This is a genomic window from Nitrososphaera sp. (assembly GCF_050748925.1).
GTDB lineage: Archaea > Thermoproteota > Nitrososphaeria > Nitrososphaerales > Nitrososphaeraceae > Nitrososphaera.
In genome coordinates, this window is the sequence record NZ_JBOGQF010000002.1 from 1 (window position 1) to 11399 (window position 11399).

General features: G+C 52.7%; 15 protein-coding genes and 1 pseudogene. 10 read left to right on the forward strand and 6 right to left on the reverse strand.

All coding sequences use genetic code 11. The features are described from left to right. Window positions 1–1286 (reverse strand): annotated as a pseudogene (locus tag ACREAY_RS00260) (hypothetical protein); the annotation flags it as partial. 332 nt (window positions 1287–1618) lie between these two features. Here ACREAY_RS00260 and ACREAY_RS00265 point away from each other — a divergent pair. After that, complete coding sequence (locus tag ACREAY_RS00265) at window positions 1619–1750, forward strand: hypothetical protein (protein WP_431753750.1); 132 nt, start codon at window positions 1619–1621, stop codon at window positions 1748–1750. Between the two features lie 701 nt (window positions 1751–2451). Continuing rightward, complete coding sequence (locus tag ACREAY_RS00270) at window positions 2452–2994, forward strand: hemerythrin domain-containing protein (protein WP_431753751.1); 543 nt, start codon at window positions 2452–2454, stop codon at window positions 2992–2994. A 4-nt stretch (window positions 2995–2998) separates the two neighbouring features. Here the strand turns inward: ACREAY_RS00270 and ACREAY_RS00275 are convergent, their stop codons facing one another. The 3 genes from ACREAY_RS00275 to ACREAY_RS00285 form a co-directional block, all read right to left on the reverse strand. Further along, window positions 2999–3106, reverse strand: coding sequence for a plastocyanin/azurin family copper-binding protein (locus ACREAY_RS00275; RefSeq protein ID WP_431753783.1), 108 nt, complete (start codon window positions 3104–3106; stop codon window positions 2999–3001). Window positions 3107–3113: 7 nt separating this feature from the next. Further along, window positions 3114–4235, reverse strand: a complete 1122-nt coding sequence (locus ACREAY_RS00280; RefSeq protein ID WP_431753784.1) for a multicopper oxidase domain-containing protein — start codon at window positions 4233–4235, stop codon at window positions 3114–3116. A 125-nt stretch (window positions 4236–4360) separates the two neighbouring features. Next, window positions 4361–4894, reverse strand: a complete 534-nt coding sequence (locus tag ACREAY_RS00285) for a hypothetical protein (RefSeq protein ID WP_431753752.1) — start codon at window positions 4892–4894, stop codon at window positions 4361–4363. Between ACREAY_RS00285 and ACREAY_RS00290 the strand changes: the two genes are divergently transcribed. The 4 genes from ACREAY_RS00290 to ACREAY_RS00305 are packed head-to-tail and all read left to right on the forward strand — an operon-like array spanning window position 4875 to window position 6378. Further along, entirely contained in the window at window positions 4875–5174 is a 300-nt protein-coding gene (locus ACREAY_RS00290) for a hypothetical protein (protein ID WP_431753753.1), read from the forward strand. The two genes, ACREAY_RS00285 and ACREAY_RS00290, sit on opposite strands and share 20 nt — an antisense overlap. 42 nt (window positions 5175–5216) lie before the next feature. Then, window positions 5217–5534, forward strand: a complete 318-nt coding sequence (locus tag ACREAY_RS00295; RefSeq protein ID WP_431753754.1) for an antibiotic biosynthesis monooxygenase family protein — start codon at window positions 5217–5219, stop codon at window positions 5532–5534. After that, complete coding sequence (locus ACREAY_RS00300) at window positions 5531–6079, forward strand: dioxygenase (protein ID WP_431753755.1); 549 nt, start codon at window positions 5531–5533, stop codon at window positions 6077–6079. Before ACREAY_RS00295 ends, ACREAY_RS00300 begins: the two co-directional genes overlap by 4 nt. Before the next feature lie 26 nt (window positions 6080–6105). Continuing rightward, a complete protein-coding gene (locus ACREAY_RS00305; protein WP_431753756.1) occupies window positions 6106–6378 on the forward strand; it encodes a hypothetical protein in 273 nt (90 codons plus the stop codon). Between the two features lie 119 nt (window positions 6379–6497). Here ACREAY_RS00305 and ACREAY_RS00310 read toward each other — a convergent pair whose 3' ends face one another. After that, on the reverse strand, window positions 6498–6650 hold the full coding sequence (locus tag ACREAY_RS00310) for a hypothetical protein (RefSeq protein WP_431753757.1): 153 nt from the start codon (window positions 6648–6650) through the stop codon (window positions 6498–6500). A gap of 375 nt (window positions 6651–7025) precedes the next feature. On the opposite strand from ACREAY_RS00310, the gene ACREAY_RS00315 reads away from it, so the two are divergent. Together ACREAY_RS00315 and ACREAY_RS00320 are read left to right on the forward strand one after the other, a co-directional pair. After that, window positions 7026–7205, forward strand: a complete 180-nt coding sequence (locus tag ACREAY_RS00315) for a hypothetical protein (protein WP_431753758.1) — start codon at window positions 7026–7028, stop codon at window positions 7203–7205. A gap of 123 nt (window positions 7206–7328) precedes the next feature. Further along, the gene (locus ACREAY_RS00320; RefSeq protein WP_431753759.1) at window positions 7329–7490 is read left to right on the forward strand and encodes a hypothetical protein; all 162 of its coding nucleotides are present in this window, start codon (window positions 7329–7331) and stop codon (window positions 7488–7490) included. A 135-nt stretch (window positions 7491–7625) separates the two neighbouring features. Here ACREAY_RS00320 and ACREAY_RS00325 read toward each other — a convergent pair whose 3' ends face one another. Beyond that, complete coding sequence (locus ACREAY_RS00325; RefSeq protein ID WP_431753760.1) at window positions 7626–8828, reverse strand: spherulation-specific family 4 protein; 1203 nt, start codon at window positions 8826–8828, stop codon at window positions 7626–7628. Between the two features lie 600 nt (window positions 8829–9428). On the opposite strand from ACREAY_RS00325, the gene ACREAY_RS00330 reads away from it, so the two are divergent. After that, the gene (locus tag ACREAY_RS00330) at window positions 9429–10781 is read left to right on the forward strand and encodes a spherulation-specific family 4 protein (RefSeq protein WP_431753761.1); all 1353 of its coding nucleotides are present in this window, start codon (window positions 9429–9431) and stop codon (window positions 10779–10781) included. 241 nt (window positions 10782–11022) lie between these two features. Then, entirely contained in the window at window positions 11023–11382 is a 360-nt protein-coding gene (locus ACREAY_RS00335; protein ID WP_431753762.1) for a hypothetical protein, read from the forward strand. Window positions 11383–11399: the final 17 nt, after the last annotated feature.

An 11399-nucleotide genomic window follows, 5' to 3' on the forward strand; every position in this document is an offset into this window, starting at 1 on the left:
GGACACGAGTCTACCCCTGATAATGCATCGTCACACGTAAAGTGTACATTAACAGGAGTCTTATTCCAACCATTGCCATTGGGACTTGGAGTTGCGCTACCGCTGATAGTCGGTGCTGTCTTGTCGATGCTTATTCCATTAACAGTTACAGATGCAGAATTGTCTGCGTAGTCAACAGCAGTCCCCGTAGCACTCTGTCCTGTGCCTTCACTGGTAAGAGTTATCGGAGATGTGCATGTCTTAATTCCAGACAAGCTATCGGTGCAAAGTGAGGTTACAATCACATCGCCATTATTCCAGCCATTTGCGTTTGCTGCTGGAGAAGCGGCAGCCATTATGCCAGGCAAAGTCAAGTCCACATCGATTCCTGAAACCATCGTAGAAGCACTGTTACCAGCGTTGTCTACTCCCGTTCCGGTCACGGACTGACCGGAGCCTTCGCCCGCTGGCTGGGCAACTGCACAAGAGACAATTCCTGACATAGCATCAGAGCACGCGAAAGAAACGGTTACAGCAGCATTATTCCAGCCGTCTCCGTTCGGAGCAGGAGTTGCACTTCCGCTAATTGTTGGAGCGGTACCATCTCTCTTTATATTTACTGATTGGGAACTTGAACCACCTGCACTGGTTGCCGCGCATGTAAGTGTGGTTCCAGCTGTATTGGTGTTAATTGTTGTTGGTCCACAACCACTTGAGGATGTAAATGAAGATTCTGCGTCTGTTACATTCCAACTTACGATGACATCGCTTGTATACCATCCATTGTTGCCAAGGGTTCCCGTGATATTTGGAGTAATAACTGGAGAAGTAGTATCAGAAGGCGGGGGAGGCGAATCAACGATGAGGGTAAACTTTGCATTACTAACGTTATAGTTTCCGTGCGAGTCAGTTACTGTGATAGTTATTTCATATCCTGACGCGCTAACTGGCGTAGAAGCAGATGTAGAGAATAATACAGATTGCGAACCTTCCAGGACGCCTGTGGTAGAGGTATTGTCGCATGCTGCAAAAGTGAATGATGAGGGGCTGGCTACTATATTAGAGCCAGCTGGAACGTTGATAGCGATGGTTGCAGTGCTGCCGTCCGCAGGATCACAGCCGCTAAACCCTGAACCGCCGGCGCTGTTGTTGTCAACATAATATTTTACGGTGGTAGAGCTTCCCTGATTTACTGTTTTTGTAGCAGGAGTTACGTTAATGTCATTTCTCACTATATCGCCAAAAGCGTACTTGCCAGAGGCGGCAAAAAGCAGCAGTGCAGCTACTGCGAAAGCGACAAAGGACATGAATGATTTCGATGTTTGTACATCTATAACATTCATCCGGGGCGTGTCGATATATGCGAGCAGACCGGGACAATATACAATAGTTGACTATACGTGCCAGATCTGCATAGAAAAGTGAAGGGGAGGCAATTTGAAAATGCGAGCCTAGGCAGTTCTTTTTTCAACCGTGCCGTTTTTTATTATGCGATAAGAATGACGGTGTGGAGACCGATATGTCTTATATCGTAGAGGCATCATAGAATCATACTCACGAATTAATTGAGCGGATGATCCACTATAATGTCAAGCTTCGAACAGTTTGTGATTATATTAGATAGATATAGAAGATCGTTATGGCAACGGAGGTCAAAGTAAAAAAGAGATACAACCATCCCACCTATACGGATGAAGAAATCGACGCACTGCTCGAATACTTCAAGTATAGTGGTCTTGAACTCAAACCATTCTTGGATAGGTTTGACTAGCGAATAGTGCGGATACATCTGTTTGGGATTGAGGCAAGAGTAAAAAGCTAAAGCTAACTACATCATTACTTGCGTTATGCGTACAAAAATAAGCGCTTGAAATGTTAACACCCCCTTTCTATGCTATCGAAAAATCGGCACAAGTTCACGACTGGATTATAGTATAAGCGACGTGGTTGCTGACGGCCAGATACTCGATAGTGAAAATTGGCTTCATTCGCAATCGATCTTCGAGCGGGTCAAACTGCTGAATTCAGAGTATACGGAGTTAATGGTCTTGTTTCATTACCAACTACTGAAGATGCTCAAGCGAGTTGCGAAGCTGACTGAATAACCTTCCCGTATAAACGTAAAAACCACACCCTTTTTTTAGCCACCTTTTCGCCAGCACTATCAACGAAATCACTTCGGCAATCAACGTAAAACGTCAAATGAGCGGGAGTTATCTATACCCCTTGTATGTCGTGGGGCTAGCGAGAATTGAACCCTGCTGTAGACCCTGCAGGGAATCAGAGATTTTTCTAGTGTCAAAAGGTTTGCAAACCGACAAATGGGAAAAGAAACAAAAAACAAAATACTCGGCAACCCAAGTTACCATAACGTCACCTGAAATTGACAACCAGCCTTTTGGGTGGAAATTCGACAGAGAACTACCAGCATCCTTTGCACTAGATATATTACGTGCCTGCGCAACCGATGGCGTGAGCACCCGGCAGCTAAAGCAGGACCACGTCACGGTGAGGAGGATACGCGACATTGCGCAGCGGTGCTCCAACCAGCTTTACGCCGGCCGCAACGTCCCATTGGAAGACATCCAGATAATTTCAGTCGTCATTGAAGAGTTTGTGGATGCCTTCCACCACGGCAAGGAGGAAAAGGCGTATTTCCCCGCCAACGAGGGCAAGAGCGCCGCTCATGCGGAAGAGATCCGCAAGTTCGTGGCAGAGCATGAATTTGGCCGCAGGATCGCCCGGATGATGTTGCGCAGCCTGATGGAGTGGAAGAGCGGCGTTGACGGGAGGGAGCCGGTCGCGCGCTTTTTGAAAACATATGCCATCTATGTCACCGACCACACCACGAAAGAGGAGAGGTTCTTCGACGTGGCTGAAAAGACGATCTCTGAAAGCGAGGATAACGACCTGTTGCGCCGCTATGAAATATGCAAAAAAGACGTGGGCGGCAGCGCCCGCGTGGAGGAGCTGCTCAGGCTCATCGAGTACCTTGAAGAAAGGGAGTGGATGTAAGGCCTCACTCCACCGCGACCTTGCCCTCCATCCATGGGTGCAGCGCGCAATAGTATTCAAAAGTGCCTGCATCATCAAACCTGTGGCTCCAGGCCGCTCCGGCGGCCAGAATCGACGAATCAAACGACCCCCCCTTTCTCCGTCACCGTGTGCGCCACGCTGTCCTTGTTCAGCCATGCCACCTCGGAGCCGGCCGCGACAGAGATGTCCTTTGGGGCATAGCTTTCCTCCTGCTTGCTGTCCCACGAGCCTTCGGCTATCTCTACCTGCGGCCCGCCGTGGCTCTGCGCGTGCCCCGCCTTTTCATATTCTACCGGCGACGGATCCTGCAGCTTTTTCTGCAAGTCGTACTGCCAGCTAATCATTGACACGCTCTTGTCCAGCTTGCCCACCTCATCTGAAACGTGGATCTCGCCCATGTTGCCGCGCTCTTCCTGCAGCCCGTGGCTGTGGAAGAGGTACATGCCCGGCGACTTCCAGCGCGCCTCGACTATGGCGGCATTGCCCGGCCCCACCTCTATCGTCTGGGCGTCTATGGGCTCGTTGGACGGCAGGCCCGACGGGTACGCCTTGAAGATGGTGCTGTGGAGGTGGAACGAAGAGGGTATCGTGGTGCCCATGTTTATGACGTAGAGCCGGACGAGCTCGCCGCGGTTTGCGTGCAGGGTGTTGTCGCCCATGTACTGGTCGGCATAGCCGTTGACAAGGTAGTACTTGGGCACAAAGCTGTCCTGGTCTTCTGGGTCAAACTCGCCCATCACGACTGCATACTCTTTTGCCGGCTCCATCGGCTCCTTGGGGTCTATGATGAGCGCGCCGTACATGCCCATGCGTATGTGCATCGACGTCGGATAGGCGTGGCAGTGGTACATCAGCGCGCCTGCAGGGTCGGCGACAAAACTGTACGTGTAGGTCTCGCCGGGCATCACCTGCGGCAGCACCCCGTCGCTTTCGTCGTCGTGGTTGCCGTGCAGGTGTATCGTGTGCGCGATGGGCGTATCGTTGACGAATTTAATCGACACATTGTCGCCTTCGGTAAAGCGCAGGGTCGGCCCCGGCACCGTGCCGTTGTAGGTCCACGTCTTGACCCGCTCGCCCGGCGCTATTTCCAGCTCGACTTCCTCGGCCACGAGCGTGAGCTCTTTGGTCGTAGGCGCCCCCGCGGCCTTTTCAACAGTAGGAGAGACTGCATACGTGCCGGCCGCCATGCTGAGTGCAAGAGCCGCCGACACTGCTAGCACAAGCAACCTTTTTCCGCTGTTATTGCCAGACATCGCCGTCGCTTGGCTAGCTTGCCATATAGCGGGGGCGTATACACCGCAAGCAGGCTGCGCGTATAGCACCTGTTGCAAGCGCCTGCAAGCAGTTATTCGTCCACTTCAAACGCCAGCATGCTTGCAGTTATGGCAGTTTCAATGCGCTTTTGCAGGATTTCGTTGAATATCAGCTCCAAAAGCGTCTTGTGGTACAGCGACCAGTTGTACCCCAGGTCGTGCTTTGTCATGAATGTGTGCCGGCCGCTCTTTACAGAGTGGCTGAACTCTATCGACGAGTTTTTCATGCGCATTTCAAACCAAGAAAGGAACGATTCCAGGTCCATCCTGCTCTTCATAAAGAGGGCTATGTCGTGCACGGCGCCCTTGCCCACCTGCTGCGCCATCTCGGCTATCTCTTCTTCGCTCATCTTTTCAAAAAGCGTCCGGACTATGGGCTTGGCTATCGGCACCATGCCCACTTTGGGCTCAAACATGTCCCACTCGACAAAGCGCCGGAGGACCTGGTTCACCAGCGTGTTCAGGCTGACCTCCCTCTTTTCCGACTCTGACCGGAGCAGGGCCATCACGCCCTCCTCTACGCGAAAGGTCATGGTGACGGTTTTTTTGGCGTCGGAATCCGGCATGCCCTTCTTCATCGTGCTAGATATAATAAAGATGCTCAAACCGGTTGCAGATGTTTGCAACGTGTACCTGATACACAAGTACCGGGTTGCCGCCGTGGCTGTGTTGGTGCTTGGCTGCAAGGGAGTATGCTCGCGGCTCGAAACGACGGGCGGCGGCAAGTTTTCCGCCTACGGGCAGGGCTACAAGCGGTGCTCGTCGTGCGACATTTTCATAAAGACGGACAGCGCTAGGTGCCCATGCTGCAAGCTGCCGCTGCGCGTGAAAAAGAGGTTTGGCTGATGGGCAGTTTTATTTTAAATAAGGCTCTGGAGGAGTAGCGTCATGGAACTGCCGGTCGTCAACGAAAAGGGCACCTTTGTAGCCATCTCTGACATCGAGCTGAAAAAAGAGTCGATGAAGGAGTTCAAGGAGTGGTTTATGGAATCCAACAAAGTCGTCTCGAAATTTGACGGGTTTCTGGCTCGCAGGCTGCTGGAATCGCAGGACGGCGGCAAGCACAAGATAGTGGTGATGTTTCGCGACAGTGATTCTTTTGCAAAGATGCGCCAATCGCCAGAGCACGTGGCGGTGCACGGGCAGGCAGTAAAGTTCATGTCAAGGCTGCCGATGCCGACGTTTTACAACGTGGTCGCGGAATGAAGAAAGCCCCTATCGCCATCGGCGCTGCGGCTGCCATAGCGGTTGCGATATTTGTCGCGATTTCTGCAGGCCAGCGCCCAGCGCCTGACTTCAAGTGCTCCCCTACTGAGAACAACATTGAAGGCCCCTATTACAGGCCGGGCGCGCCGGCGTGGCAGGTGCCGGCAGACATGCCGGGCGTAAGGCTGGCGATAACTGGCAAGGTGGTAGACCACAACTGCGAGCCCGTCCCCGGCGCGGTGCTGGATTTCTGGCAGACTGACAGCAAGGGCGAGTACGACAACTCCGGCTATGTCCTGCGTGGCACAATAATGACGGGCGAGGACGGCAGCTACAAACTTGACACCATCCAGCCGGGCAAGTATGAAACCAGGCCGGCGCACATACACGTCAAGGTCTGGGATAAAGGCCAGGAACTGCTCACGACGCAGCTTTACATCATTGAAAACGACAAGGACGAGTTTGTGAGGGATTCTCTGATAATAGAGCCGCAGGGGCAGGGCGGCAACAGGACGGCCAGCTTTGATTTCGTGGTCATAAGATAATTATGGGGCTTCCATGAAGCGGCGCCATGGGAAAAGATCTTGCAGAAGCTGGAGCGTGGGAGATTTTAAAGCCGGTCTGCCGCGAGCTGTACGAGCTCGTGAATGAAAAGATGATAAATTTTGTTTCTGCAAGCGAAAGCAACGGCGCGTTCACGATTAACCTGAAATCAAGCAGGCTGCATTTTGCGTCGAGGGGGTTCAAGGACAGCATAGGCGACGTCGAATACGGCGAAGGAAAATTGAGGATAGGGCTGCGCGCAAACGGGATGCCGGGCAATATTTTCATCGAGTTGGCCTAGGCGGCCATCTCTGTTCAATTAGAATTCTAATCTTTTCCATAGACTTCCTTATGACTTCCTACTGCCACAAATTCAATCGTCCTGCTTGATAGACTGAGCGAATATAATGACTGCCACAATTACTCTTTAGGCAGCGACTTTAGGTGCTTGAAAAATTCCTTGCTGCTATTGAACTCTTTACCCTTGCCTTCTTCCAATTCCTTGATTCCTCTCTTGATAGAATCTTCTGTCAGAGGCGGCAATTTTGTCCGGGTTCTAGCGCTAGCGGCCACTTGTGATATATGATACAAGTAAGATATAAAATAAATAAAATAAATAGTGCAAGGAAAGTCAATTCTTTTGATGGAAGAGTTGAGAAAAAATCGAGCCGGCGATATCTTGACAGTGCCCAACAGGCAAGCGATCCTGACTCGAAACGAAGGTCTTGCGGCAAGGACCTACCAGCATTTTTGTTGATCACAAACGCGCAAAATCCACACTGCCAGTGCTCTGATTCCTGCCATTTATCTTTGTTCTAATAATGGAAATAAAGCACAAGTCTTATCTACAATAGGCTACTAATAGTGTACCCCGTGGCCCGTTCTAACGACTTTGTCCTAGCGGTTTCAGCGCAGCTTGAGCGTTTATTCGGAAAGGAGATGATGCCCTTGATTTTAAACAGGCTGCAGATAGAGCTTGACGTTGACGACGTATGGGAGGTCGCGGTGCAGAGGCCGGATGCGTTTGAGCAGGCCATGCGGAAGATCTTTGGAGACGCAGGGCCCGTGATCCTGCAGGTGGTATACAGAGGCGCAATATCGGAATTGGAAAGAGAGAGGAAACTATGAACACTCAAGAAAATATGCGATGACGCAGATCCTTCGTTAACTCTCAGGTCAAGGCCAACGTGGCTTAGGTGAATTCCAGAAAGCGAGGCAATCTGCTAAATATTATCAAGTGGAATGGTTTGCATGAGCAAGGACGTACCGAAATCCGGCACGGCGACAGAGGAAGCGAAAAAGCTTGACCTTGACCAGCAGCCAAAGCCAATCAGGAAGGCGGACAACGCGGCATTTCCCGAGCTTGATCAGACGGAACAGGCAAAGAGGAAAGGCAAGAGAAAAGTAAAGTAGCCTTTTGCAGGCGCCTCATATTGGATTCCCGCGATTAAAAAGAACTAACAACTACCCGCGTTTTTGTAAGCACCGAAAATACTGGAAACACACACATGTGTATCAAAAAATAGGGAAGGGGCGTCTCTGCCCCTGTCAGTCGTCGAGTCCGTCAACCATGCTGTCAAAGTACGGCGGGACAGAGTTGTACGGGTTGCTGCCGCCGTCGTTTGTCATGTATACAAACGACACGTAGCCCTTGATCTCGTTCAGGTATCCGAGGTCAAGGCCCGGCACGCCCTTGGCGGTAAAGGAGAACTTTTCCTTTCCAAAGCTGAGGTGCTGCAGGGTGTTTGACGCCAGGGTCGATATGGACGGCGCGTCATAGCGCTCGTATATCGAGATGTTGTCAAATATCCCCACGTATGCCGAATCCACCTTTGCCCCGGGGTTGCCCTTTATGAAGGTAAAGCCCTTGGACTTGGCGTACTGCACCAGCTCCTTGTAGAAAGACACCTTGTCGCTGCCCGCCGCCATCGTGTCCATCATGAGCCCGTCCATCTCTGGGTACCACGCCCGGTACCTGTCCACCATGCCCTTCAGGTCGCCCATCGTCCTTCCCGAAGGCTCGGTGGCGTACATAGTCGGCATGTAGCCCAGCACGTGCTCTACGCCTGCGGCCTTTAGCTCGCCTATCGCGCTGCTGATCCTCGAATCGTCCGACCATCCCGGCCCGTTTGACGGGTTGACGCTCACCGCAAACGGCACCGACGGGTGCGCCTTCTTTGCCTTTATCACGCTGCTCCAGAGCCCTGACGCGTCGCCAAGGTCAGGGTACTTGTACAGCGGGACATAGACGCCCGTCGAGTCCTTGCCCTCGTTTTGCGGAGCTGGAGCTGGTGCCGGCGCAACTGGTGCCGGCGCCGCTACTGGTGCTGGCTGCGCAACTGCCGCCGGTGCAGCTGCCGCTTCAGCCTGCGGGCTTGCTTCCGTCCGGTAGTATGCGGTCAGCGTGGTGGTGCCTTCTGCCAGAGTCACGCGCCGCGTAGCTATTGTGCTGCCGTCCTCCCAGTGGTCGAAAAAGAGGCCGCCCTCCGACCAGTTGTGCGCCTTGACGGAATACGTCGTGCCAGCCGCGCCGGCAAACTCGTATGGCGTCTGCCACGAGGCCATCAGCGACTTGCCGCCGTCTGCCGGCTTTATTGTAACCCACATGTTCCGATTTGCGCCGTCAAGATCCTGCCTGTTGACGACGAGGTTGCCCTGCGCCTGCGCTTCGGCCACTCCTACGAGCGGGCCAAAGGCGCCCTGCAATACTGCCACGGGGACGAGCAATACAAGGGCAGCAGTTGCTGCCAAAAACGCCGGTGCGATACTTTTTTTCGTTGTTTGTTGAACTTTGAGTCCCATTATCAACGCGCGAAAGCCGAAAAACATCCCTTTTGAAGCTTGTGAGCGCTCGCTCTTGGTTCTTGGATCGCGCAAATCCTCTGCCGGAATCTTTGAAAAATTAGTAACATGATACAGTCATGTTACATTTCCTCTATTATTGCCTTTCAAGATTCATGATGCAGAGAATTTCATCCTGCAATCCCGCGGACAGGGGATGGCGCGCCGTGGCTGTTCTGCCTTTTTCTCATACATCAATTGACGGCAGACCGGCCCTATTAGGCTGGAGCTGTCATCTTTTCTCGCAAGGCTTTTCTCAAAAAAACGGGTGCGGGGGCGATCTCGCAGCTTTGCATAGTGCATAAAAGCGACAACAAGACCGGCAGTTTATTCAATATCAATTGCGCTGCGAGATTTTATGTCGGATTTGTGCATAATTCTGTTTGCGAAGCGATCTACAGAAGCTCTTTAAGGCAGAGGATACTTTCGCTGACGGAAATTGAAATGGGACTCAATTATAACAAAAGACTACCGCTAGGTATCGCATTTTCGGTATTGCTGGCGGCTACCATGGCAACCCCGTCATTGACAGGGATTGCCTTTGCAGACCCGGCAGACTTTGTCGTCAACGCATATACCCTGAACGGGGAGCCGCTGAGCATGTGGGCGACCATCCACCAGAACGGCGCCATAGTAAAGAGCGGGTACACGCCTCTGTTTTTTGCTGCAACTACCGGCAGCACGTACACGGTCACTGGCTACAACTTTGCCGCCGGCGGAATCCTTTTTGACCACTGGGAGAACGGGAGCACGGACAGGACGACGACGGTTACCGTAACGGGAAACACGTGGGTCAACTCCTTCCACAGGACGGCCCCCAACACCCACAGCCTTACCGTGAACGCATATACGCAAAGCGGTTCTGCGCTCAGCATGTATGCCACAATCCGGTCAGGTGGGACTGTACTCCAGTCTGGATATACGCCATTTACCATTACCGGGAGGGACGGCGCGACATACACGGTCACGGCAGAAAACTATGGGCAATATGTGTTTGACAGATGGGGAAATGGGGGCACTGCAAATCCAAGAGAAGTCACCCTGGACCACGACGTGACTGCAACTGCGCGCTATAACACAGCTGCTCCTGCCGTCAGTGCATCCCAGCCGCCAGCACCGCCTTCGCCTCCAACCATACAGACTTTGATACCAAAGACCGGCGTGTTTGTCGCGCTGTACATGTATCCGAGCGGCTCCGGAGCCGCGAGCTGGCAGGCAGTATACGACGAAAAGGTCAGGCACCCTTCAGTCCCGTTTGTGGTGGCGTTTAACCCGTCAAGCGGCCCCGGCTGGGGGCAGGACGGCAACATCGAAAGCTGGGTGGACAAGCTGAGAAGCGTAGGAGTAATTGCGCTTGGCTACACCCACGACGGCTACGGCGCAAGGCCGCTTGATGCGCTCAGGGCGGACGCCGACAAGTACAGGAACTGGTATGGCGCAGACGGCGTGTTCATCGACGAGTTCACCAACAAGGTCGGCTATGAGGGCCACTACCGCGACCTGACAACGTACGCCAAGTCGATAGGCATGAAGATGACGATGGGCAACCCCGGCACCGACGTGCCAAGGAGCTACATCGGGACGGTCGACGTCATCAACATCACGGAAGGGAGGGGCTACATGCCGATCTCGTGGCTGCAGTACTGCGTCCTTTGCTCGGCCGACCAGGGATGGCACTACCAGTACGACAAAAGGAACTTTGCATACATCAGGTACGACGTTGACTGGCTCGACACATCGTTTGTCAGCAACTCTATTCAGTCGGTCGGCCTAGTTTATGTGACAAACGGCGACGACTCGAACAGCAGGTGGTTCCACCTTCCGCCATACTTTGGCTCGCTGGTGTCGACGCTGGACAGATAAGAGACGGATCCACGGTCCTCACGCGAGGCCACCGCCTTTTTTCTCGATTTCAAAAGGTTGCATGCGCTTAAGGCGATAGATGATTTTGCAAAAAGCGGCAGCTGCTCCGGAAGGGCGCATCGCGGCAACCTTTCCATGAGCCGCTGACTGTGTGCGCGCTTTTCTGTCCATCCGGAAAGAGAATCAGTTTTCTGCACTGCTCAGGAATTATATGTGATCAAGCCGTAAAACCACCTGTAGCGTGAAACCCAACAATTTTGCCATGAAAGACTGGCACCTTGAGCATGTCGAGAAAGTCATTGTCCGCTTTGCCCAGGGGTTATCCTCCGATGCGTCTTCTTTTGAAAAACGAAACCACAGGAGGTATGGAACTGTCGCCCGCTGCGCGAGGCAGATAGAATACGACATGAAACAGGGCGTCGAGAAAGGCGAGGTGATCGAGGTATTTCGCAAAATCAGGCTGAATAAAAAATACGTAAAGCTGCAGTCCGACGCCGAAGCAGTCTCGCGATTAGACGAGCTGAAAGACAAGCTGTATGGCGACAGGAAAATGGCAGAGGACAGGTTTCTCTGGCACAGAAACGCCTACAGTCAGAAATAGGCGCAAAACGATCAATA

Bases quoted from the DNA above. Each gene is read 5' to 3' on its own strand.
- ACREAY_RS00265 (WP_431753750.1), top strand. From the start codon at position 1,619: ATGGCAACGGAGGTCAAAGTAAAAAAGAGATACAACCATCCCACCTAT.
- ACREAY_RS00285 (WP_431753752.1), bottom strand. From the start codon at position 4,894: ATGCCGGATTCCGACGCCAAAAAAACCGTCACCATGACCTTTCGCGTA.
- ACREAY_RS00295 (WP_431753754.1), top strand. From the start codon at position 5,217: ATGGAACTGCCGGTCGTCAACGAAAAGGGCACCTTTGTAGCCATCTCT.
- ACREAY_RS00300 (WP_431753755.1), top strand. From the start codon at position 5,531: ATGAAGAAAGCCCCTATCGCCATCGGCGCTGCGGCTGCCATAGCGGTT.
- ACREAY_RS00305 (WP_431753756.1), top strand. From the start codon at position 6,106: ATGGGAAAAGATCTTGCAGAAGCTGGAGCGTGGGAGATTTTAAAGCCG.
- ACREAY_RS00320 (WP_431753759.1), top strand. From the start codon at position 7,329: ATGAGCAAGGACGTACCGAAATCCGGCACGGCGACAGAGGAAGCGAAA.
- ACREAY_RS00330 (WP_431753761.1), top strand. From the start codon at position 9,429: ATGGCAACCCCGTCATTGACAGGGATTGCCTTTGCAGACCCGGCAGAC.